Origin of the sequence: Streptococcus sp. 23.2, from assembly GCF_016648665.1 — a bacterium.
GTDB classification, from domain to species: domain Bacteria; phylum Bacillota; class Bacilli; order Lactobacillales; family Streptococcaceae; genus Streptococcus; species Streptococcus salivarius_E.
The window spans coordinates 185,011-208,694 of record NZ_JACLQJ010000002.1 but is presented as its reverse complement, the minus strand read 5'-3'; the positions used below and the strand labels follow the sequence as shown (position 1 = coordinate 208,694).

Genomic DNA, 23,684 nt, shown 5'->3' with positions numbered 1-23,684 from the left:
GACATTTTGATAGAATAGTAGAGTAAAGTTAGACTGTATTGCCTACTGTCTATCTATAAAATATATTTTATTGGAGGCTTTTCCTAAATGGCAAAAGAAAAATACGATCGTAGTAAACCACACGTTAACATTGGTACAATCGGACACGTTGACCACGGTAAAACTACTTTGACAGCTGCAATCACAACTGTATTGGCTCGTCGTCTTCCTAGCGCAGTTAACACACCAAAAGACTACGCTTCAATCGACGCTGCTCCAGAAGAACGTGAACGCGGTATCACAATCAACACTGCACACGTTGAGTATGAAACTGAAAAACGTCACTACGCTCACATCGACGCGCCAGGACACGCGGACTACGTTAAAAACATGATCACTGGTGCCGCTCAAATGGACGGTGCTATCCTTGTAGTAGCATCTACTGACGGACCAATGCCACAAACTCGTGAGCACATCCTTCTTTCACGTCAGGTTGGTGTTAAACACCTTATCGTCTTCATGAACAAAGTTGACTTGGTTGACGATGAAGAATTGCTTGAATTGGTTGAAATGGAAATCCGTGACCTTCTTTCAGAATACGATTTCCCAGGTGATGACATTCCAGTTATCCAAGGTTCAGCTCTTAAAGCTCTTGAAGGTGATTCTAAATACGAAGACATCATCATGGACTTGATGAACACTGTTGACGAATACATTCCAGAACCAGAACGTGACACTGACAAACCATTGTTGCTTCCAGTCGAAGACGTATTCTCAATCACTGGTCGTGGTACTGTTGCTTCAGGACGTATCGACCGTGGTGTTGTTCGTGTCAATGACGAAGTTGAAATCGTTGGTCTTAAAGAAGAAATCCAAAAAGCAGTTGTTACTGGTGTTGAAATGTTCCGTAAACAACTTGACGAAGGTATTGCCGGAGATAACGTCGGTGTCCTTCTTCGTGGTATCCAACGTGATGAAATCGAACGTGGTCAAGTATTGGCTGCACCTGGTTCAATCAACCCACACACTAAATTCAAAGGTGAAGTTTACATCCTTTCTAAAGAAGAAGGTGGACGTCACACTCCATTCTTCAACAACTACCGTCCACAGTTCTACTTCCGTACAACTGACGTAACAGGTTCAATCGAACTTCCTGCAGGTACTGAAATGGTTATGCCTGGTGATAACGTGACTATCGACGTTGAGTTGATCCACCCAATCGCCGTTGAACAAGGTACAACATTCTCTATCCGTGAAGGTGGACGTACTGTTGGTTCAGGTATCGTATCTGAAATCGAAGCTTAATTAATATTAAGTTCCCAATACAATTATTCGTCAGACAATAATTGAGAGAGTCGAGTTTACTCGGCTCTTTTTGGTGTTTAAAAATACTTATGATTCTATACTTTTAAACTGTTTAAGGTGCTTAAGCTAAGTTTTGATAGTGATAAAAAGTCATAAAGGAAGTCGAGTTTTCGGAATTTTCCTAAAATCCTAGTAATAGTAAGGGATTTGTGATAAAATAAACGAGTAAATAAATAAAAGAAGAGGTATGTGAAATGTCACGTAAACCATTTATCGCTGGTAACTGGAAAATGAACAAAAATCCAGAAGAAGCAAAAGCATTCGTTGAAGCTGTAGCATCAAAACTTCCTTCATCAGATCTTGTTGAAGCTGGTATCGCAGCTCCTGCAGTTGACTTGACAGCTGTACTTGCCGCTGCTAAAGGTTCAAACCTTAAAGTTGCTGCACAAAACACTTACTTTGAAAATGCTGGTGCCTTCACTGGTGAAACTAGCCCACAAGTTTTGAAAGAAATCGGTACTGACTACGTTGTTATCGGTCACTCAGAACGTCGTGACTACTTCCACGAAACTGATGAAGACATCAATAAAAAAGCAAAAGCAATCTTTGCTAACGGTATGCTTCCAATCATCTGTTGTGGTGAATCACTTGAAACTTACGAAGCTGGTAAAGCAGCAGAATTCGTAGGAGCTCAAGTTTCAGCTGCTCTTGCTGGATTGACTGCAGAACAAGTAGCTTCAACAGTAATCGCATACGAACCAATCTGGGCTATCGGTACTGGTAAATCAGCTTCACAAGACGACGCACAAAAAATGTGTAAAGTTGTTCGTGACGTTGTAGCTGCTGACTTTGGTCAAGAAGTTGCTGACAAAGTACGTGTTCAATACGGTGGATCAGTTAAACCTGAAAACGTTGCTGAATACATGGCTTGTCCAGACGTTGACGGAGCTCTTGTAGGTGGTGCATCACTTGAAGCTGAAAGCTTCTTGGCATTGCTTGACTTCGTTAAATAATTTTACATAAAGTCGGGGTTTCCCTCGGCTTTTTTTGATGAATAGATTTAATAATTGCTTGGGATAAGACAAATGCTATTGGTTTGTAAAAACGAACGCTTTAGGTCCTGTATTTTATAGGTTTAGGATCTCACAAATAGAATTGGATTGCCCAAAGAGATAGATAATATGCTATAATTAAAATAGTATAACTAGAGCTCAGACGCTAATAGTCTGTATGCTCCGCATTTTTTTCCAAAAAAGGAGAGTTAGAATCATGACTTTTGATGCAATTGACCAAATGGCGGTCAGCACTATTCGTTCGCTTTCGATCGAGGCAATTCAAGCCGCGAATTCTGGGCACCCAGGTCTTCCTATGGGTGCAGCGCCAATGGCTTATGTGCTTTGGAACCATGTGATGAATGTTAATCCAAAGACTAGCCGTAACTGGACAAACCGTGACCGTTTTGTTCTTTCTGCTGGTCATGGTTCTGCCTTGCTTTATAGTCTATTGCACCTTTCTGGCTATGATGTGACAATGGAGGACTTGAAGAATTTCCGTCAATGGGGCTCTAAGACTCCAGGACACCCTGAAGTTAATCATACTGATGGTGTTGAAGCAACATCAGGTCCTCTTGGTCAAGGGATTGCTAATGCTGTTGGTATGGCCATGGCTGAAGCGCATTTGGCTGCTAAATTCAACAAACCTGGTTTTGATATTGTTGACCATTATACTTATGCCCTCCATGGCGATGGCTGTTTGATGGAAGGTGTTTCTCAAGAAGCTGCCAGTCTTGCTGGTCACCTTAAACTTGGTAAGTTGGTACTTCTTTACGATTCAAATGATATCTCACTTGATGGACCAACTTCAATGGCTTTCACAGAAGATGTTAAGGCTAAGTTTGAAGCTTATGGTTGGCAACACATTCTTGTCAAGGATGGGAATGATTTGGAAGCTATTGCTAAAGCCATCGAAGAAGCTAAGGCTGAGACAGATAAACCATCTATCATTGAAGTTAAGACAATCATTGGTTATGGAGCTGAAGGACAAGGAACATCAGCTGTCCACGGTGCTCCAATCGGTCAAGATGGCATTGATCACGCAAAAGGTGTGTACGGTTATGATGCACCGGCATTTACAGTTCCAGATGAAGTTGCTCGTCGTTTTGAAGCTGGTATTAAATTCCGTGGTGAAGCTGCTGAAAATGCTTGGCAAACTAAATTTGCAGAATATGAAAGTGCTTACCCAGAATTGGCTGCTGAATACAAGGCTGCCTTTGCAAATGAACCTGTACACGTTGACTTGAATGCTCATGAATTGGGTTCAGCAGTAGCTAGCCGTGTATCAAGCCAACAAGCTATCCAACAGATTTCTGAGCAAGTTCCTTCATTCTGGGGAGGTTCAGCAGACCTTTCAGCTTCTAACAATACTATGGTTAAGGCTGAGTCTGATTTCCAAGCAGACAACTATGCTGGACGTAATATTTGGTTTGGTGTGCGTGAATTTGCTATGGCTGCAGCGATGAATGGTATTGCTCTTCATGGTGGTACTCGTGTTTATGGTGGTACCTTCTTCGTCTTCTCAAACTACTTGCTTCCAGCAGTACGTATGGCAGCTCTTCAAAACCTGCCAGTAACTTATGTAATGACACACGACTCAGTAGCAGTTGGTGAAGATGGACCTACTCACGAACCAATCGAACAATTGGCAAGTGTGCGTTCAATGCCTAACCTTAACGTTATCCGTCCTGCAGATGGTAATGAAACTAATGCTGCATGGAAACGTGCCTTGGCTGAGACTGAACGTCCAACAATGCTAGTCTTGACACGTCAAAACTTGCCAGTCCTTGATGGTACTGCTGAAAATGCTGAAACTGGTGTCAATAAAGGAGCTTACATCATCTCAGAAGCAAACGGTGATCTTGATGGTATCATCATTGCAACTGGTTCTGAAGTGAAATTGGCTCTTGATACGCAGGCTGCTCTTGAAGCTGAAGGTGTGCATGTTCGTGTTGTTTCAATGCCATCACAAAACCTCTTTGATGAACAAGATGCTGCATATAAAGAAGAAGTCCTTCCAGCAGCTGTGACAAAACGTTTGGCTATCGAAGCTGGAACTAGCTTTGGTTGGGGCAAATACGTTGGTCTTGCAGGTAAAATACTTACTATTGATACTTGGGGTGCCTCAGCACCTGGTGACCGTATCTTTAAAGAATATGGTTTCACTGTTGAAAATGCAAGTCAACTTTACAAATCATTGTAAGAAAAGAAAGAGCTTGGTTCGTCCAAGTTCTTTTTTGTAAATTTCATACAGAACTTGACTTTTTAGGGTATAATGTTAGAATGACTGTGTCAGCCGATTTAGCTCAGTTGGTAGAGCAACGCACTCGTAACGCGTAGGTCACAGGTTCGAAACCTGCAATCGGCATGGTCAAAAGCATTAAGATAGTAAAAAGAGATTTTTAGGAATCTTTTTTCTTATCCTTTTAGATAACCTATATTTCAATTGAGATTGTGCTTTTAAGCTAAAATTTGATAAAATAGAAGGTAAAGAAATAAAAAAGGAAGTATCATGTCAAAAGGGTTATTAATCTCAATCGAAGGGCCGGACGGTGCTGGAAAGACTACAGTTTTGGAGGCACTTTTGCCACGTTTAAGAGAGGTTTATCCAGCTCAGGTTGTGACGACACGTGAACCAGGCGGAGTAGCTATTGCAGAGCAAATCCGAGAGGTTATTTTGGATGTGAATAATACGGCTATGGATGCTAAGACAGAGCTCTTGCTCTATATTGCGGCTCGTCGTCAACATCTGGTTGAGAAGGTTTTGCCAGAGCTTGAAAAAGGCAGTATGGTTATAATGGATCGTTTTATTGATTCATCAGTTGCCTATCAAGGTACTGGTCGTGGCTTGAATCAGGATGAGATTGCCTGGTTAAATGCCTATGCGACCGATGGTTATAAACCTGATGTGACCCTATTGTTTGATGTGGATTCTGAGACTGGTTTGGCCCGCATTGCAGCCAGCGGTGAACGTGAAGTCAATCGGTTGGATTTAGAGAAGCTTGACTTGCATCAGCGTGTACGTCAAGGTTATTTAGATTTAGCACAGGCTGAACCAGAACGTATCAAGCTAATCGATGCCTCACAGGCTTTTGAAGATGTTGTAGAGGACGCTTGGAAAGTAATTAAAGGCTATTTATAAGGAGCAAGATGAAGTTAGCTGAAAGTCAAAGCAAACTATTTGAAGAGTTTTCACAAATTATCAGGGAAAATCGTTTGAGTCATGCTTATTTGTTTTCGGGTGATTTTGGAAGTCTCGACATGGCTATTTGGCTAGCACAGAGTCGATTTTGTGTGACTCCTGAGAATAGTCTACCTTGTGGTCATTGTCGTCCCTGTCGCTTGATTGCACAGGGGGACTTTTCTGATGTTAAATTAGTAGAGCCACAAGGACAGATTATTAAGACGGACACGATTCGTCAGTTGACCAGAGAGTTTAGTCAATCGAGTTTTGAGGGGCAGGCTCAGGTGTTTATCATTCGTGATGCAGATAAGATGCATGTCAATGCTGCCAATAGTCTATTAAAGTTTATTGAAGAACCTCAAAGTCAGATTTATATTTTTCTTTTGACAGCTGATGATAGTCGTATGTTACCGACGATTAAAAGTCGATCTCAACTCTTTTATTTTCCTAAGAATCGGGCTTATCTAGAAGAATTGCTGCAGAAGGAAGGCTTGTTGCTGACACAAGCCAAAGTGTTGGCGGATTTTGCCAAAGATGATGTTCAGGCTTTAGACTTAGCTAAGGATAATAGGATTCTTGATCTGATTAATACAGTAGAGCGTTTCACACAGTCCCTGCTATCTAATCAGGACCTGCTTTATTTGGATGTTGCAAAACTGGCTGTCCAGTGTAGTGAAAAGTCGGAACAAGAGATGGTCTGGGCTTTTTTAACTTATCAATTGGGGAAGGATATACAAAATCCACAAGCAAGACGATGGCTAGACTTGGTTTATGAGGCACGAAAAATGTGGCTAGCTAATGTCAGCTTTCAAAATGCGATGGAGTATATGGTATTATCATGACAGAAGTCATTGGAATAAAATTTGAGGAAACTGGAGCAGTAGAATATGTTGTTCCTGATAAAAATTACGCCAAAGATGACTTTGTAGTCGTTTTGGAGAAAAAAGATAAACGCCTAGCCCAGGTTGTCATGGAAAACACTGATTTTCCTGAGGTTAGTTTGCCTGCGGATTTGAATCGGGTTGAAGGATTGGCAGGAGAGAAAGATTTCGCTAGATATGATGAAAATCTTTTGAAGGCTGAAAAGAGTATGGGAGTAGTAGCTGATTTAATTGCTCAAAATCAGCTAGAAATGAAGGTCGTTGACATTGTCTTTCCGCTAAATTGCTCTTATGTGCTAATCAGTTTTGTTGCTGAAAAACGGGTAGATTTTCGTCAATTGCTCAAAGATCTGGCTTCTTACTTTAAGACACGTATTGAGTTGCGCCAAATTTCGAGTCGTGAGGAATCAAAGATTTATGGTGGCTTAGGACCTTGTGGGCGGGCACTTTGTTGTTCTAGTTTTTTGGGTGAATTCCCACCAGTATCAATTAAGATGGCCAAAAACCAAAGTTTATCTTTGAATTCTGGTAAGATGAATGGGGTCTGTGGTCGACTTATGTGTTGTCTCAGTTATGAAGATGACTTTTACCGAGATAGCAAGGCTAGTTATCCTGACTTGGGTGATGACATTGAAACCAAGGATGGCACAGGTCAGGTCGTTGCCATTGATGTAATTGCAGGGACCATTAAGGTTGTATTTGAAAAAGGGCGTGCGCCCCTAACTTATGGAGTGGAGGAAGTTCAGCTAAATGGAAAAGCGTGAATTGTATGATAAATTCGAGGAATTATCACAAAATTTGATGTCGATGTTGGCAGAAGTGGAAGCGATTAAGGCGAACTTCTCAGGGATTCTTGATGAAAATACGGCCCTCAAGTTGGAAAACGACAAGTTGCGTGAGCACTTGAGTCAAGTGGTTCAAGAGGAGACAGGAACTAAAATGTCTCATGGTAAGGTGAACCTCGAGGCTATTTACGATGATGGATTCCATATTTGTCCAGATTTTTATGGCCAACGTCGTGATAATAATGAAGCTTGTGGCTTCTGTGCAGAATTGTTGTACGGAGACTAAACATGCAGGTTCAAAAGAGTTTTAAGGGGCAATCTAGCTACGGTACCCTCTATCTGGTTCCCACACCTATTGGGAATTTGCAGGATATGACTTTTCGTAGTGTGCAAATCCTGAAAGAGGTGGATCTTATTTGTGCGGAGGACACGCGCAATACGGGTCTCTTGCTCAAGCATTTTGAGATTGAAACGAAGCAGTATTCTTTTCATGAGCACAATGCTTATGAGAAAATTCCAGATTTACTGGAGCGCTTGAAGTCAGGTCTTTCTTTGGCTCAGGTTTCTGATGCGGGGATGCCTTCTATTTCGGATCCTGGGCATGATTTGGTCAAGGCTGCCATTGCTGAGGATATTCCAGTGGTGGCCTTACCGGGAGCATCGGCTGGTATTACAGCCTTGATTGCCAGTGGTTTAGCACCCCAACCTCATATTTTTTATGGCTTCCTACCCCGTAAAAAAGGACAGCAGATTGATTTCTTCAAGGAAAAACTGTCTTATCCTGAGACACAGATTTTTTACGAGTCACCTTACCGTGTGGCGGATACTCTCGAAAATATGCATGAGGTCTATGGCAATCGTCAAGTAACTTTAGTTCGAGAATTGACCAAGCTTTATGAAGAGTACCAACGAGGATCTATTTCAGAAGTTTTAGATTATATTGCTAGTAATCCTCTCAAGGGTGAATGTTTACTGATTGTGGCCGGAGCTTCTGAAAATGATAAGGAAGAAAATCTAACATCAAATGTTACCCCGGTAGAGGCTGTAGAAGCTTTAATTGCCTCTGGAATGAAACCTAATCAGGCTATAAAAACCGTTGCTAAAGAGCGAAAAATGAATAGACAAGAGCTTTATAACCTTTTTCATGGGGTTTAAGAGGCTCTTTTTTTGTGGCAACACAAGATGTTAGAAAAGAAAGAATTATCAAAAAATTCCGTAAATACACTTGTTTGTCTCATGATTTTGTGTTATATTATCTGACATAAAATATTTTGCACATATGGTTTGGTTGGTTTGGCTTTTATGCAGGATCAGCCTTGGCTGCTAATGGTTGGCAGTTCACACGCTAGTAACCGCTCATGTGTCAGCTGCTGCAGCCATGTTTTCATGGTTGGCAATTGAAAAACATGTCACAGGACATCCATCCTTGGTTGGTGGTTCAACCGGTTTAGTAGCAGGTCTAGTTGCAATCACACCTGGAGCAGGTTTTGTTTCAATTTGGAGTGTTATCCGTATTCGTACTGGTGAACGCGGTGGAGACGCCATATAATATAATGGAGGCTTAAACCGGTTAGTTTGGGTCTTTTTTAGTGAATTTTGATATACTTAGAGAAGTTAGTATGATTGAGGGGGTGACCAATTGGCAAAAGGAAAAAAGAAAAGCAAGTCGAAAGCTAGACCTAAGAAAACTAAAAAGAAAAAGAAGTCTTTCTTGCTCTTTCCTAAATTTTTCCAGAAGTGGAGTCTGATTTTTATTGGGCTATTTGCCTTATTGGGACTCCTTGCTAGTTTGAATTTTCCAAGGTTGACCATGGAAAAGAACATGACATCTACGGATGAGACGACGGTTGCTTTTATTGCCGAGATTGGCGAGACGTCCCGCTATTTGGCGGCTAGAAACGATCTTTATGCATCTGTCATGATTGCTCAGGCCATCTTGGAATCTGACTCTGGACAATCTACTTTGAGTCAGAAGCCGTCCTATAACTTCTTTGGAATTAAGGGGGACTACAATGGTCAAAGTGTGACCCTACCAACCTGGGAGGATGATGGTAAGGGCAATCCTTACTACATTGATGCAGCTTTTCGTTCTTATGGCTCTGTGGAAAATTCTTTACAGGACTACGTAGACTTCCTTGAGGGCAGCTACTATGTAGGGGTACACCGTTCCAAGACTAAGAATTATAAGGATGCCACAGCTGCCCTAACAGGGGTCTACGCTACGGATACAACCTATGGAGAAAAATTAAACAGCATCATTGAACAATACCAGTTAACCATTTATGACACTTATTAGGAAGGTGAGAGCGACAATGAGTGATTTAGATAAAACAGTTGATTTTATTAAAGAAATAGAGAAATTGAAGTCCGTAACAAGATTTAATAGAACCCTTGATGGAAGATTTGAAAATAGCGCTGAGCATTCCTGGCAGGGTGCGATAGCTGCGATGGTTTTTCAAGATTATTATCCTGAAAAATTGAATATGGAAAAGGTCATTTCTATGTTACTGATTCATGATCTAGGTGAGATTTATGCTGGAGATACTTGGGTTTTTGACGATAAAAAAAAGGTTCACTCTCATGATAGAGAGCTAGAATCTATTAAAAAAACAATGAGCATCCTTCCAGAAGAAAAATATTTGAATATGAAAAAATCTTGGCTAGAATTTGAAAAAGGGCAGAGTGTTGAGGCAAGATATGCAAGAGTCATTGACGCATTGGTACCATTAATAAATCACTTGGAAGTGTCAGAATGTAATTATAATCCAGATAATATTAGTTCAGACATGGTATTAGAAAAGAAAAAATTTATAAAAGGTGAATCTAAAGAGTTATGGAAACTGACTGAAGAGTTGGTTCAGGAAAGTGTAGAAAAGGGCTTATATTTATAATATCAATTGGCCCCCTACGGAATGGTTTATAGACAACATGATGTGTCGATTCGGCACGTCTTTTTTGATTTTTATGTGTTATAATGGAGGTAGTTACATTAGGAATTGAGATGCACACCTCGATGGATTTTTGCACTCCCTTGAAAGAGAGAAGGTTAGATAGTATGATTAAATTGATTGCAATAGATATGGACGGGACGCTCTTAAATAGCCAAAAAGAGATTCCTGAAGAGAATATTAAGGCTATTCAAGAAGCAGCTGCGGCAGGCATTAAAATCGTACTTTGTACAGGACGCCCACGTTCAGGCATTCTTCCACATTTTGAGAAATTAGGATTGAGTGAAGAAGAGTATATTATCATGAACAATGGTTGTTCAACTTATGAGACAAAAAATTGGACCTTGCTACAATATGAAAGTTTATCTCGCACTGAGATGGAAGAACTCTTGCAGGCTTGCGAAGACTTTCCAGAGGTGGCTCTAACCTTGACTGGAGAAAAGACTTACTATGTTGTGGGCGATGAGGTGCCTGAGTTAGTAGCTTATGATGCTGGCACTGTCTTCACAGAAGCGAAAGCTAGGAGTTTGGAAGAAATCTTTGCGGAAGGGCAAGTGATTTTCCAAGCCATGTATATGGCAGATTCTGAACCTTTGGACGCCTTCCAAAACGTCGTGCAAGATGGACTTAGTCAGAGCTATAGCACAGTTCGTAGTCAAGACTATATCTTTGAAATCATGCCACAGGGGGCAACTAAGGCCAGTGGACTTAAGCATTTAGCGGAAAAACTTGGAATTGCTCCAGATCAAATCATGGCTCTGGGTGATGCTGCTAATGACCTTGAAATGCTTCAATTCGTCGGTCAAAGTGTTGCCATGGGAAATGCTAGTGACGACATTAAAGATTTGTGTAAGTATGTTACCTTGACTAATGACGAGGCAGGTGTGGCGCACGCCATTCGTACCTGGGCTCTATAAGAAAAAGACCTTTAGCTTTATTATTTGCTAAAGGTTTTTCGATTTTTAATAATGGCAACAAGAGTAGTCAGTGTGATGGTGACATCAGTGACGGCAGCTGGGTAGGCCTTAATGGTCAAATCGTAAATCAGCCAAAGTAACATATTTTCAATAATGACCCAGCGAAGCCACTGAAGGTTTCGTGTGATGGCAATGGCTAAACTATAAGAGACTGAAGAGATGATTGGCAGATAGCCAATAAGTCCAAGTTGATTGAGATAGGTTCCTACAATGATTTGAATAACGATGAGGATGGTCAAGATAGTCTTGGTCATCTTCTTTTTGACCATCAAGCTATTACGTATGATGGAAATACTAATGGTTAAAGCACCGGTATAGCCACCCAATAAGAGGTTGGCAATAGCAGTAAAAATGTAGTCGGTAATTTGCCAGACGAGCATTTTATGTTTTGATTTTGCAAAAGAGGAAATAGCGACACAGAGAGCTCCGATGGCTGAGAATATTTGTGCTAGAAGATAGATTGTCATGATATAACTTTCAATTTTTGTCTCCATTATATCACAAGGATTCAAGAGATTTTCATCTCTTTTTTAGAATTTACAATCCTAATATATTAGCGTTTACATTAGAAAATGATATAATAAAAGTGTAGAAATGATTGTTCCTTTAAAAGTAGAGAGAACCCGATGTTGCCTTGTGACATAGGTCCTATCTTTACTTTTTACGATAGACTAGAAATGAGGAAATAATTATGAAAAACAAATTTTCTCAAGCAATCGTGCTTTCCATGGTTACCCTTTACTCAATGGCTTTGCTGACGGCCTGTTCCAGCCATAAGGAATCGAGTTCAGCAGATAAGACGCCTAAGAGCAGCCAGGTGACCTCATCAAGTAAGGCTAAAACATCCAGTAAAGATAGCGGTAAGACTAGCAAGTCTAGCGCTAAGGTCAAGGAATCTTCGGGTGCAAAGACGGAGTCTTCAAGCACGCAAAGTAGTCAAAAGGCTTCTGCCCCAAGTTCGAGTAGTAGTCAGGCTCAGTCATCATCTTCAAAGAGTTCATCAGTTCCCTCAAGCAGCCAGTCCCAAGCACCTAAATCATCAAACGAGAGTCAATCTTCAGCCAGTCAATCCCAATCGCCAAAGAGCTCAAGTGATAGTCAAGCTTCAAGTAGTCAATCTAGCAGTCAAGCTCAAGCTAAAACGGATACGCAAGTAACCACCGTGGATATGGATGTGAGTGCGGTAGCGCGTGGTCAGTTTGATAGTATTGCTGGAACTTGGAAGTCCAGTGATGGCAGTCGTCTGGTCTTTAATAACACCAGCCTAGTAGGAGATATCACTGCCCAAGGCCAAGCGACAGTTCACAATTATGTGCATCCGAAAGATAATTATCAAGAGGGTTCAGGTAAGTATGATGCTACCCTTTCAAGAGATAGGGGTGACACCTCTGGTATTGTTGGAGATATTAGCTTTGTCTCTAAAAAGGTAGCTGTTTCTGGTCCAAGCTACGAACAAGATACCATTCAAGTAACCAGTACTGGTGGAACAAAAGTCTACCTTAAAGAATCAGATAATGTGACGCTACCTAAAGACGTGACAGTTACTGACAATCAACTTCCAATTGATGGTGGTATAGCAGAATCGGGTAGCTACACGCTTACCAAACGTACAGCTGTCAAAAATACTCCTAGTGATACAGCTCCAGTTGAATTTTACTTAGAAGCAGGCGATAAGATTAACTTTGATATGAAGGTTACTCAAGACGGTCATAGTTGGATTTCTTACATCAGCTATAGTGGTGTTCGCCGTTATGTTCAAGTGGATTAAATGAGACATCTAGAAAGGTCAGATTTTCTTCTGATCTTTCTATTATTTTGTGGAAAAAGTCTTGTCTATTCCTTAATAAATAGATACAATAGAAAGGTCGGTTTTACCGAAAATTTTTAAATAATGAGGACAAAAATGTGTCAGTAAATTGGCAAGATATTGCGTTTTCTTTCCTCGGTGGTTTGGGGCTTTTCCTCTTTAGTATCAAGTATATGGGAGATGGTCTTCAACAAGCAGCCGGAGATAAGTTGCGCTTTTACATCGATAAGTATACCAGCAATCCGTTTTTAGGGGTTTTGATTGGTATTGTCATGACGGCTTTGATTCAGTCGAGTTCAGGGGTTACCGTTATTGTCGTTGGTCTGGTTTCGGCAGGGCTCTTGAGTCTTCGTCAGGCTATTGGGATTGTCATGGGGGCAAACATCGGGACAACCGTAACTTCCTTCATGATTGGTTTCAAGCTAGGTGATTATGCCCTTCCAGTGATTTTCCTGGGGGCTGCGCTTCTCTTCTTTACAAGCAATAAGAAGCTTAATAACCTAGGTCGTATCTTGTTTGGTGTGGGGGGGATTTTCTTTGCCCTTAACCTTATGGGAGATGCGGTAGAACCTTTGAAGTCAGTTACAGCCTTTAAGGACTACTTGGCAACCTTGGGTGATCGCCCAGTCATGGGGGTTATCATCGGTGCTGGCTTGACCATGTTGATTCAATCGTCAGCAGCGACCATCGGTATTCTTCAGAGTCTCTATTCAGGTGGTTTGCTTGACCTGCAAGGTGCCCTTCCAATCCTCTTTGGGGATAATATCGGAACAACTATTACAGCGGTTCTAGCTGCTCTTGGTTCGAACATTGCAGCTAAACGTGTGGCAGGGGCTCACGTACTGTTCAACGTCATTGGGACGGTCTTGTGTTTGATTCTCTTGGTACCATTCACAGCCTTGATTCAATGGTTTAAGTCTGTGCTTGGTTTGACACCTGAGATGACTATCGCCTTTGCTCACGGTACTTTTAACATCGCAAATACTATTGTTCAATTCCCATTCATCGGACTCTTGGCTTACCTTGTGACTAAGATTATTCCTGGTGAAGATGAGGTTAACAAGTACGAAGCACTTTACTTGGACCGTTTGCTTATCACACAAGCACCAGCTATTGCCCTTGGTAATGCTAAGAAAGAATTGGTGCACTTGGCATCGTACGCCATCCAGTCTTTGGAAGCTTCCTATGCTTTCTTTGCTAAGGGAGATGAAAAATACTTCGATAAGGTTGAGAAGTATGAAACAGCAGTTAATAGTATTGACGAAGAGTTGACAACTTATTTGATTGACATCTCTAACGAATCTCTAAGCGTTTCTGAAAATGAAGTGTTGGCAAGTGTGCTTGACTCTGTTCGTGACTTGGAGCGTATTGGTGACCTTGCAGTTGCAAGTGCAAACCTTTCACAACACATTCATAATAAGGGAATTGAATTTTCTGATACTGCCAAGGCTGAGCTTGCGGATGTTTACAACCGTACTCACCGTATCGCCCTTGATAGTATTCGTGTTGTTGTAGATGACGATAAGGTACTTGCAGGTCAAGTCATCCTTCGCCATGAAGAGTTGGAAAAACTTGAAAAACAATTGCGTAAAATACATACCAAACGTCTTAACAATGGTGAGTGTACTGCGCAAGCAGGTATCAACTATGTTGATTACCTCTCACATTACACACGTATCGCAGACCATGCGATTAACCTTGTTGAAAAGGTTACAGAAGGTGTGATTTAATAGAGAAAGTCGAGAAAATTTCTCGGCTTTTTTGTTATAATGAAAGCGTATTAAAAACATAGAAAAATGATGAGAGGTGGTCCTATGACCTATTATATTTCAGCCAAACGTTTTTACTTTGAACATAAAATCAAGGAAGGTGGCTACCTAGCGGTTGAGGATAGTTGTTTTGGTGACTGGACGGAAAATGTACCAGAAGGTGCAGAGGTGCTAGATTACAGTGATTATCAGATTTCTCCGGGTCTTGTAGATACTCACATTCATGGATTTGCGGGTTATGATGTCATGGATAATTCTGAGGAAAGTCTTCTAGGCATGAGTCAAGCCTTGCTTTCAGCAGGTGTGACCTCCTTCTTACCGACAGCTTTAACAGCGCCATTTGAAGAGTTGAAGGATATTTGCCAAACAACAGCTAATACGGTTGGTAAGGAGACTGGTGCAAAAATTCAAGGGCTCTTCTTTGAAGGACCTTATTTCACTGAAACCTACAAGGGAGCTCAAAATCCTAAGTATATGGGCAATCCAAGTGTGGAACAATTGAAGGAATGGCAGGAGGCGGCTCAAGGAAAACTGATTAAATTGGCTCTTGCTCCTGAACGTGAGGGAGTAGCTGAATTTATCCAAGAAGCAACCAAGCAAGGTGTGACAATCGCTCTAGGTCATTCCAATGCCACATATGAAGAAGCCGTGGCAGCAGTGGAAGCCGGGGCGTCCGTTTGGGTTCACGTCTACAACGGGATGCGTGGCTTTACCCACCGTGAGCCAGGTATGGTTGGTGCAGCCTTCGATAGTCCAGAAACTATTGGTGAGCTGATTGCAGATGGTCATCACGTGGTCCCTGCAGCTTGTAGGGTTCTTATCAAGCAAAAGACACCTCAAGGAGTTGCCCTAATTACAGACTGTATGTCAGCGGGAGGCTGTCCGGACGGCGACTATATGTTAGGCGAACTTCCTGTTATTGTTGAAAATGGTACCGCCCGCCTCAAAGAAGGTGGTAATCTAGCTGGATCTATCTTACAACTTAAAGACGGTGTCAAACATGTGGTTGATTGGGGACTTGTGACAGTTGCTCAAGCCTTACAAATGGCCACTAGTGTTCCAGCCAAATCGGTTGGGCTTGAAAATACTTGCGGAAGCCTAAAAGCAGGTTTACCAGCTGATTTTATTGTATTAGATGACTCCTTGGAATTACAAGCAACCTTTGTTGATGGACGAAAAGGTTGGGAAAAATAAGAGTATGAGTAGCACTTTCTTATGAAGGTGCTGTTTTTTATTGATTTTTACAAAGGTGTCAGAGTAGTGTAAAATAGAAATACTTTGTATTTTACAGGAGGTAATATGTCAAAACGTATTTGGAGCATTGCCCTGGCCTATGTCGGTGTAATGATTGGTGCGGGGGTATCTTCAGGACAGGACCTCTTACAGTATTTTGTTAGTTTTGGAGCTTGGGGACTGATAGGTGTCATAGTTCTAGGAATCTTGCATGTTGGCTTTGGGCGACTCATGATTGCTCTGGGAAGTTATTACCGCTCAGATGATCATTCGGTAGTCCTGGCAGAAATCAGTCATCCTGTGATTTACCGTATTTTGGATATTGCTTTGATTATCACTTGTTTCCTGTTTGGTTTTGTGATGACGGCAGGTGCAGGGGCTAACCTAAATCAACAGTTCGGCTTTCCGATTTGGGTAGGTGCTTTCCTGTGTACAGCTCTGACTATCTTTGTGAGTTTCCTAGATTTCAAAAAAATCATCGGTGTTATTGGAGTTTTCACCCCTATGATTTTGGTTATGATTGCCATGATATTCGTGACCAATGTTTTAGGTCGTCATTGGGATTTTGCTGAGATGGATAAGGTGTCGCAAACCATTCAATCTCCTTTTCCGAGTATTTGGCTATCTGTGGTTAACTATTTTGCCGTTTGTGTCATGTCAGCCATAGCCATGGCCTTTGTCATGGGTGGCTCTATTCTCAAAATCAATGAAGCTGAAAAGAGTGGAGCCTGGGGAGGATTTATGGTTGGTGTGATTTTCTTCGTCACGACCTTGATTCTCTTTGCTAATAGTGATAAAATTGCTAGCTCAGATGTTCCAATATTGGCTATTGCTAAGGAAGTGAACCCTATCTTTGCAACACTTTACGCCTTGGTGATCTTTGGATTGATTTTTAATACTGTCTTTAGTCTCTACTATGCCCTTGGGAAACGCTTCTCAGCAGGTAGTGAGAAGCGCTTCAAGTTCTTTGTGGCTGCATTTGCCCTTGCCGGTTTTGCTATTTCCTTCATGGGCTTCCGTCAACTGGTAGCGGTTATGTATCCTATTATTGGTTATCTGGGAATGCTGATGTTGGTCGTGCTAGTTGTGGCTAGCTACCGCGAAAAAGCCAAAATTCGTAAGGAAAAGGAAATTCGAAATCATCTCTTGTCTATCGTTGAGAAGTCTTATGATTCCAACCAAGACTTGACCCATCAAGACAAGAAAAAGGCCGAAGAACTTCGAGAAGCCTCAATTATTGATAATGACATTCTCCATAAAGATTCCCATGCACATGTTCGTCAGGAAATGGGAATCAGTAAGAAGGATTAGAATTTTATTTTACAAGTTTCCCTATTTCTGCTATAATACTGACAAGAAAGAAGGGCTTATGGCGTTTTTCTAGCGAGCTTGGGATAGTGAGAGCCAGGTAGAGCAAAGTAAGTAAGTGGCGCTTTCTCTCAGCAAAGAGCTGAGTACAACAGATAAAATGAAGTAATAAATTAGGGTGGAACCGCGTTTCTGACGCCCCTAGGTCAAACGACTTAGGAGCAGAGACACGGTTCTTTTTGTATTCTAAGTCACGGATTTAATATTAAATTAAGGAGTATCAATGCCTAAGAAATTAACCTTTCACTGCGTCAGTGGCAGATACCTCCTTATAGTCGGACTGCCCCACGCTCAGCACTAGGATGCCTGAGCTAGACGCAGTACTAACTCGTCTTGCCTCGTATAATCGACGGGGCAGACTCGTGTCGCAAGAAATCATTTAAATCAAGGAGTATTTAATGTCTAAGAAATTAACATTTCAAGAAATCATTTTGACTTTGCAACAATACTGGAATGACCAGGGTTGTATGCTCATGCAGGCTTATGATAATGAAAAAGGTGCGGGAACAATGAGTCCATACACTTTCCTTCGTGCCATTGGTCCTGAACCATGGAATGCGGCTTATGTAGAGCCATCACGTCGTCCAGCAGATGGACGTTACGGGGAAAACCCAAACCGCCTTTACCAGCACCACCAATTCCAAGTGGTGATGAAACCATCACCATCAAACATCCAAGAACTCTACCTTGAGTCATTGGAAAAATTGGGTATCAATCCTTTGGAACACGATATTCGTTTCGTGGAAGATAACTGGGAAAACCCATCAACTGGTTCAGCTGGTCTTGGTTGGGAAGTTTGGTTGGACGGTATGGAAATCACTCAGTTCACCTACTTCCAACAAGTTGGTGGTTTGGCAACTGGTCCGGTAACTTCTGAGGTCACTTACGGTTTGGAACGTTTGGCTTCTTACATCCAAGAAGTAGATTCTGTTTACGATATTGAGTGGGCTCCAGGCGTTAAATACGGGGAAATCTTCCTTCAACCAGAATACGAACACTCAAAATACAGCTTTGAAGTTTCTGACCAAGACATGCTTCTTGAAAACTTCGAAAAATTTGAAAAAGAAGCAGGACGTGCCTTGGAATTGGGTCTTGTTCACCCTGCCTATGACTACGTTTTGAAATGTTCACATACTTTTAACTTGCTAGATGCTCGTGGCGCTGTTTCTGTTACAGAACGTGCCGGTTACATTGCCCGCATCCGTAACTTGGCCCGTGTTGTGGCCAAAACCTTCGTCGCAGAACGTAAGAAACTTGGTTACCCACTTCTTGACGAAGCCACACGCGCAAAACTCCTAGCAGAAGAGGAAGAATAATAAGCGTTACAAGAATGGAAAATGGGCAAACAAAGTGAGCCCACATGGCTACCCAGAGGCAAGTTGAAGACTTGCTAAAGGGATAGGCACTGCCGTAATGGTATATGGGGATTTTTGAAACGTTAGGTTCAAAAATCAGTTAGCTAAATCCACTTTGATGAGACTGTTGGAAATCGCTGTCAAGGAGACACCAGATTTCCATACAGCCTCACAAAGTTAGTTAGCAACGTCCCCAGTACCTAAGGCGCCTATCAAAAAAAGAATTTTGTAAAGGAAGAAACATGACAAAAAACTTATTAGTAGAACTTGGACTTGAAGAGTTGCCAGCCTACGTTGTCACACCAAGTGAAAAACAACTCGGGGAGAAAATGGCAGCCTTCTTGGATGACAACCGTCTCTCATACGAAAGCATTCAAACCTTCTCAACACCACGCCGTTTGGCAGTCCGTGTGATTGGTTTGGCTGATCAACAATCCGATTTGACCGAAGATTTTAAAGGCCCTTCTAAGAAAATCGCTTTGGATGCAGAAGGTAACTTCTCAAAAGCGGCGCAAGGATTTGTCCGTGGGAAAGGCTTGACTGTTGACGATATCGAATTCCGTGAAGTCAAAGGTGAAGAGTACGTTTATGTTACTAAACACGAAGCTGGAAAACCTGCTAAAGAAGTTTTGGTTGGCGTTCCAGAAGTGCTTGCTTCAATGACCTTCCCTGTTAGCATGCACTGGGCTAACAACACCTTTGAATACATTCGCCCAGTTCACACCTTGATTGTTCTTTTGGGTGATGAAGCGCTTGACCTTGATTTCTTGGATATCCAGTCAGGTCGTGTGAGTCGTGGACACCGTTTCCTTGGACATGAAGTGGAAATTACCAATGCGGATTCTTATGAAGAAGACCTTCGTACCGTTTACGTGATTGCGGATAGCAAAGAACGTGAAAACATGATTCGTGAGCAAATCAAAGCTATCGAGGCAGAACAAGGTGTTCAAGTCCAAATCGAAGAAGGACTTTTGAATGAAGTCTTGAACTTGGTCGAATATCCAACTGCATTTATGGGAAGTTTCGATACTAAGTATTTGGACGTTCCAGAAGAAGTCTTGGTGACATCAATGGAAACGCACCAACGTTACTTTGTTGTACGTGACCTTGACGGTAAGCTTAAACCAAACTTCATCTCAGTCCGTAATGGTAACGCTGAGCACTTGGAAAATGTTATTCGAGGAAATGAAAAAGTATTGGTGGCCCGTCTTGAAGATGGTGAATTCTTCTGGCGTGAAGACCAAAAACTTAAGATTGAAGACCTCGTTGCTAAATTGGCTAACGTGACTTTCCATGAAAAAATCGGTTCTCTCTCAGAACACATGGCCCGTGCTGGTGTCATTGCCGCGTCATTGGCTGAGCAAGCTGGTTTGACTGCCGAAGAAACGGCAGCCGTAGCGCGTGCAGCTGAAATCTATAAATTTGACCTCTTGACTGGTATGGTCGGAGAGTTCGATGAATTGCAAGGAATCATGGGTGAAAAATACGCCCTCCTTGCTGATGAGGATGCTGCGGTTGCGACAGCTATCCGTGAGCACTACCTTCCTGATTCAGCAGACGGAGCTCTTCCAGAGACTAAGGTTGGTGCTATCCTTGCGCTTGCAGATAAATTGGATACTCTCCTTTCCTTCTTCTCAGTTGGCTTGATTCCATCAGGTTCTAATGACCCTTATGCGCTTCGTCGTGCAACGCAAGGGATTGTTCGTATCTTGGATGCTTTTGGTTGGCACATCCCTATGGATGAGTTGATCGACAGCCTTTACGCCCTTTCATTTGATAGTCTTTCTTATGACAATCAAGCAGAAGTAATCAACTTCATCAAAGCGCGTGTGGACAAGATGATGGGACGCACATCAAAAGATATCAAAGAAGCCGTTCTTGCTGGTTCAAACTTCGTGGTTGCGGATATGCTTGAAGCAGCTGACGCCCTCTCAGAAGCTGCTAAGGCTGATGGTTACAAGGCAGCTGTTGAATCACTCTCACGTGCCTTCAACTTGGCAGAAAAAGCAGATGCTTCAGTAGCAGTCGATGCCAGTCTCTTTGAAAATGACCAAGAAAAAGCCCTTTCTAAAGCGATTGAAGAGCTTGAATTGACTGGTTCAGCTAGTGACAAATTGGCTAAGCTCTTTGCTCTTAGCCCAGTCATCGATGCCTTTTTTGACAACACTATGGTCATGGCAGAAGATGAAGCGGTTAAAAACAACCGTTTGGCCCTTCTTGCAGGTCTTGTAGCCAAAGCCAAAGCTGTTGCAGCTTTCAACCAATTGAACACAAAATAATGATCTGGTAACAGGTAGGAAGTAGGTTTTATTATGACACCTGAAAAAATCGCTCGTATCAATGAGCTTGCTAAAAAGAAAAAAACCGAAGGTTTGACTCCAGAAGAAGAAGTGGAGCAAGCAAAACTTCGTGAAGAATACATTGAAGGTTACCGTCGCTCAGTTCGTCACCATATCGAAGGAATTAAAGTGGTTGACGAAGAAGGTAACGATGTGACACCTGAAAAACTACGTCAAGTACAACGTGAAAAAGGTTTGCATGGCCGTAGCCTCGATGATCCTGAATCATAATAACGATGTACAAGGGTTTGGAATTTTTCCAAGCCCTTGTTTTGAAGTATAAAATTCTGAATATTCTGTATAAAATTGACCAATTATTTCAAAAATGGTAAAATATAAGTTATGTTAAAAAATGGCATGATTCAATGAGTCGTGCTCAATAGAATTGGAGTGAAAAAAATGTCGCAAAAGCAACATCATAAAGACGACGACAACCAGACTGAGAATGGGATGGTGCGTGGTCTTCAAAACCGTCACGTCCAGCTGATTGCCATCGCTGGTACAATCGGTACAGGTCTCTTCCTCGGGGCAGGGCGTTCTCTCTCCCTAACAGGACCTTCAATCATCTTAGTATATATACTAACTGGTATCTTCATGTATCTTATGATGCGAGCGATCGGTGAGATGCTCTATATGGATCCTGACCAGCACACCTTTATCAACTTTATTACCAAATACCTTGGTAAGGGCTGGGGATTCTTCTCGGGTTGGTCTTACTGGGTATCACTGATATTCCTCGGGATGGCAGAAATTACGGCAGTATCAACCTATGTGCAATATTGGTTCCCAAGTTGGCCTGCCTGGCAGATTCAGATTGTCTTCTTGATTATCCTAAGTTCGGTTAACTTGATTGCGGTTAAGATCTTCGGGGAAGTTGAGTTTTGGTTTGGGATGATCAAGATTGTCACCATTCTTGCCTTGATAGCTACAGGGATATTTATGGTGGCAACTAACTTTGAAACGCCAGCTGGACATGCTAGTCTTAACAATATCACACAAGGTTTCCAGATGTTCCCTAAAGGTTGGGTGAGCTTTGTCATGACCTTCCAAATGGTCTTCTTTGCCTACCAAGCCATCGAATTTGTAGGGATTACAACATCTGAGACAGCAAATCCACGTAAGGTTTTACCAAAGGCAATTAAGGAAATTCCGATTCGTATTGTCATTTTCTATGTGGGTGCCCTCATTGCCATCATGGCTATCTTCCCATGGCAAAAACTTCCAGTTAATGAATCACCCTTCGTAACGGTCTTCCAAATGGCTGGTATCAAGTGGGCAGCGGCTTTCATTAACTTTGTTGTTTTGACAGCAGCGGCTTCATCATTGAACTCAACGCTTTATTCTACAGGTCGTCACCTTTTCCAAATTGCTAGGGAAACACCAAACAGTAAGGTTATGAAAGCTTTGAAACTTGATACCTTGGCCCGCAATGGTATTCCTTCACGTGCTATCATTGTTTCAGCCATTGTAGTATGTGTTTCAGCCTTCATCAACGTCTTACCCGGTGTATCTGACGCCTTCGCTTTGATTACCGCATCTTCATCAGGTGTCTACATTGCCATCTATATTTTGACCATGCTTGCTCATCTCAAGTACCGTAAGTCTCAAGAGTTTATGGCAGATGGCTTCCTTATGCCAGCCTATAAGATTCTTAATCCATTGACTATCCTTTTCTTCATCTTCGTCTTTGTTTGTCTCTTCTTGCAAAAGTCAACAGTTGTCGGAGCTATTGGGGCAGCCATCTGGATTGTCGTATTTAGTATCTATAGTAACTGGAAACACAGTAAATAAATCAATTTAGCTCACCTTTATGGTGAGTTTTTTGTTGTCAAAAAAAGGATACAAGGTGTCCCAATTATTATCTATGCAATACTTTCTTGGCTTCCATGGTGAAAGAAACCACTTAAGAGGCCCTTACTACGATGGAAAATAGCAGGCTTGTGATCGTTGTGCGAACGACCATTAACATCAAGTTTAGCCCATTCAAGAGCCTGGTGGGCATTTCGGTCTGAGACTGTAGATGTCCCAATATAGCTATAGATGCCTGCTTGAGCGAGAATAAAACCTTGCAGTTGGCGAATATGTTCATCATTGAGTGTTTCGGAAAAATGAATCTTAACTGTCTTATAAGTTAAAGCTTGGACAGACTCAACGATAGGTGACTCTGCTAAGAGATGCAAAAGTTCTTGATGCTTAGTAAAGGACTTATCATAGTCCATTGGAAGAATTATAGTATGGGCAATCCAATCTTCCAAGTTGGCTTTAGCCTTTTTACTAAGACCTCTTGCTGTGATACTGAGGTTATCTATATTGAAAGGAAGTTGGTCGATGTGAGCAGTATTTGAACCATATACCTTTCTGAAAAGCGGTGTACTTGATAGAATATGTCCAGTAGGAGAAATAATAGCTAAGGCAGTTTCCTTGGTTTGGTAACCAAGCTCGTGGCATTCCATGCTAGCGTATGTATCTTTAAATTCAATAATTGCACTTGTTTTCATCGTGTAACTCTCTTTCTGTTAGTTTATAAACTAACAATAGTTTATCATGACTTATTATCTTGGTCAAGATTTTACCTCAAAAAACAAAAAATATTTTTGTAAGGGTTTGCAAAAATATTTGAACTCTGATATTATATAACCATAGCAAAAGGATTGTTACTGGTCAGCAGGCAAAACCTAGATAAATACGAAAAACTAATGGGA

Annotated in this window: 21 protein-coding genes, 1 tRNA gene and 1 pseudogene; 21 read left to right on the top strand and 2 right to left on the bottom strand. The window is 41.7% G+C overall.

Annotation, left to right across the window (positions count from 1 at the left end; all coding sequences use genetic code 11):
* Positions 1-87: 87 nt before the first annotated feature.
* From tuf to H7T98_RS02285, 13 genes and pseudogenes are all read left to right on the top strand, one after another.
* Positions 88-1,284: an elongation factor Tu gene (gene tuf / locus H7T98_RS02345; protein ID WP_002890213.1), complete on the top strand. Its 1,197-nt coding sequence runs from the start codon at positions 88-90 to the stop codon at positions 1,282-1,284.
* A gap of 254 nt (positions 1,285-1,538) precedes the next feature.
* Entirely contained in the window at positions 1,539-2,297 is a 759-nt protein-coding gene (tpiA, locus tag H7T98_RS02340) for a triose-phosphate isomerase (RefSeq protein WP_002890214.1), read from the top strand.
* A gap of 256 nt (positions 2,298-2,553) precedes the next feature.
* A complete protein-coding gene (tkt, locus tag H7T98_RS02335) occupies positions 2,554-4,539 on the top strand; it encodes a transketolase (protein WP_201061182.1) in 1,986 nt (661 codons plus the stop codon).
* 92 nt (positions 4,540-4,631) lie between these two features.
* Positions 4,632-4,704: transfer RNA gene (locus H7T98_RS02330), tRNA-Thr, on the top strand.
* 144 nt (positions 4,705-4,848) lie between these two features.
* Positions 4,849-5,478, top strand: coding sequence for a dTMP kinase (gene tmk / locus H7T98_RS02325; RefSeq protein WP_201061181.1), 630 nt, complete (start codon positions 4,849-4,851; stop codon positions 5,476-5,478).
* An 8-nt stretch (positions 5,479-5,486) separates the two neighbouring features.
* Positions 5,487-6,362 (top strand): DNA polymerase III subunit delta', encoded by an 876-nt coding sequence (locus tag H7T98_RS02320; RefSeq protein ID WP_201061180.1) that lies wholly within the window; start codon positions 5,487-5,489, stop codon positions 6,360-6,362.
* Entirely contained in the window at positions 6,359-7,165 is an 807-nt protein-coding gene (ricT, locus tag H7T98_RS02315) for a regulatory iron-sulfur-containing complex subunit RicT (RefSeq protein ID WP_037599638.1), read from the top strand. The genes H7T98_RS02320 and ricT overlap by 4 nt, the downstream gene beginning before the upstream one ends.
* A complete protein-coding gene (gene yabA / locus H7T98_RS02310; protein WP_002887582.1) occupies positions 7,152-7,472 on the top strand; it encodes a DNA replication initiation control protein YabA in 321 nt (106 codons plus the stop codon). The genes ricT and yabA overlap by 14 nt, the downstream gene beginning before the upstream one ends.
* Before the next feature lie 2 nt (positions 7,473-7,474).
* Positions 7,475-8,341 (top strand): 16S rRNA (cytidine(1402)-2'-O)-methyltransferase, encoded by an 867-nt coding sequence (rsmI, locus tag H7T98_RS02305; RefSeq protein ID WP_002890224.1) that lies wholly within the window; start codon positions 7,475-7,477, stop codon positions 8,339-8,341.
* A gap of 122 nt (positions 8,342-8,463) precedes the next feature.
* Positions 8,464-8,702, top strand: a pseudogene (locus tag H7T98_RS02300) (ammonia permease); the annotation flags it as partial.
* 123 nt (positions 8,703-8,825) lie between these two features.
* On the top strand, positions 8,826-9,482 hold the full coding sequence (locus H7T98_RS02295) for a glucosaminidase domain-containing protein (protein ID WP_070475625.1): 657 nt from the start codon (positions 8,826-8,828) through the stop codon (positions 9,480-9,482).
* Between the two features lie 16 nt (positions 9,483-9,498).
* Positions 9,499-10,077 (top strand): HD domain-containing protein, encoded by a 579-nt coding sequence (locus H7T98_RS02290; RefSeq protein ID WP_201061179.1) that lies wholly within the window; start codon positions 9,499-9,501, stop codon positions 10,075-10,077.
* 164 nt (positions 10,078-10,241) lie between these two features.
* Positions 10,242-11,051: a Cof-type HAD-IIB family hydrolase gene (locus H7T98_RS02285; RefSeq protein ID WP_201061178.1), complete on the top strand. Its 810-nt coding sequence runs from the start codon at positions 10,242-10,244 to the stop codon at positions 11,049-11,051.
* Between the two features lie 20 nt (positions 11,052-11,071).
* Here H7T98_RS02285 and H7T98_RS02280 read toward each other — a convergent pair whose 3' ends face one another.
* A complete protein-coding gene (locus H7T98_RS02280; RefSeq protein ID WP_073689636.1) occupies positions 11,072-11,578 on the bottom strand; it encodes a YgjV family protein in 507 nt (168 codons plus the stop codon).
* A 224-nt stretch (positions 11,579-11,802) separates the two neighbouring features.
* On the opposite strand from H7T98_RS02280, the gene H7T98_RS02275 reads away from it, so the two are divergent.
* The 8 genes from H7T98_RS02275 to H7T98_RS02240 all read left to right on the top strand — a co-directional run bounded on the left by H7T98_RS02275 (position 11,803) and on the right by H7T98_RS02240 (position 22,773).
* On the top strand, positions 11,803-12,879 hold the full coding sequence (locus tag H7T98_RS02275; RefSeq protein ID WP_201061177.1) for an SH3 domain-containing protein: 1,077 nt from the start codon (positions 11,803-11,805) through the stop codon (positions 12,877-12,879).
* Between the two features lie 137 nt (positions 12,880-13,016).
* A complete protein-coding gene (locus tag H7T98_RS02270) occupies positions 13,017-14,648 on the top strand; it encodes a Na/Pi cotransporter family protein (RefSeq protein WP_201061175.1) in 1,632 nt (543 codons plus the stop codon).
* Positions 14,649-14,732: 84 nt separating this feature from the next.
* The gene (nagA, locus tag H7T98_RS02265) at positions 14,733-15,881 is read left to right on the top strand and encodes an N-acetylglucosamine-6-phosphate deacetylase (protein WP_201061173.1); all 1,149 of its coding nucleotides are present in this window, start codon (positions 14,733-14,735) and stop codon (positions 15,879-15,881) included.
* A 105-nt stretch (positions 15,882-15,986) separates the two neighbouring features.
* Positions 15,987-17,231, top strand: a complete 1,245-nt coding sequence (locus H7T98_RS02260) for a hypothetical protein (RefSeq protein ID WP_201061171.1) — start codon at positions 15,987-15,989, stop codon at positions 17,229-17,231.
* 455 nt (positions 17,232-17,686) lie between these two features.
* Positions 17,687-18,604 (top strand): glycine--tRNA ligase subunit alpha, encoded by a 918-nt coding sequence (glyQ, locus tag H7T98_RS02255; RefSeq protein WP_002886077.1) that lies wholly within the window; start codon positions 17,687-17,689, stop codon positions 18,602-18,604.
* Positions 18,605-18,885: 281 nt separating this feature from the next.
* Positions 18,886-20,922, top strand: coding sequence for a glycine--tRNA ligase subunit beta (glyS, locus tag H7T98_RS02250; protein ID WP_049545791.1), 2,037 nt, complete (start codon positions 18,886-18,888; stop codon positions 20,920-20,922).
* 33 nt (positions 20,923-20,955) lie between these two features.
* The gene (locus H7T98_RS02245) at positions 20,956-21,213 is read left to right on the top strand and encodes a DUF896 family protein (protein WP_002886085.1); all 258 of its coding nucleotides are present in this window, start codon (positions 20,956-20,958) and stop codon (positions 21,211-21,213) included.
* A gap of 168 nt (positions 21,214-21,381) precedes the next feature.
* Positions 21,382-22,773: an amino acid permease gene (locus H7T98_RS02240; protein ID WP_201061169.1), complete on the top strand. Its 1,392-nt coding sequence runs from the start codon at positions 21,382-21,384 to the stop codon at positions 22,771-22,773.
* A 71-nt stretch (positions 22,774-22,844) separates the two neighbouring features.
* On the opposite strand, the gene H7T98_RS02235 is transcribed toward H7T98_RS02240, so the two are convergent.
* Positions 22,845-23,480 (bottom strand): nucleotidyltransferase, encoded by a 636-nt coding sequence (locus tag H7T98_RS02235; RefSeq protein ID WP_201061167.1) that lies wholly within the window; start codon positions 23,478-23,480, stop codon positions 22,845-22,847.
* Positions 23,481-23,684: the final 204 nt, after the last annotated feature.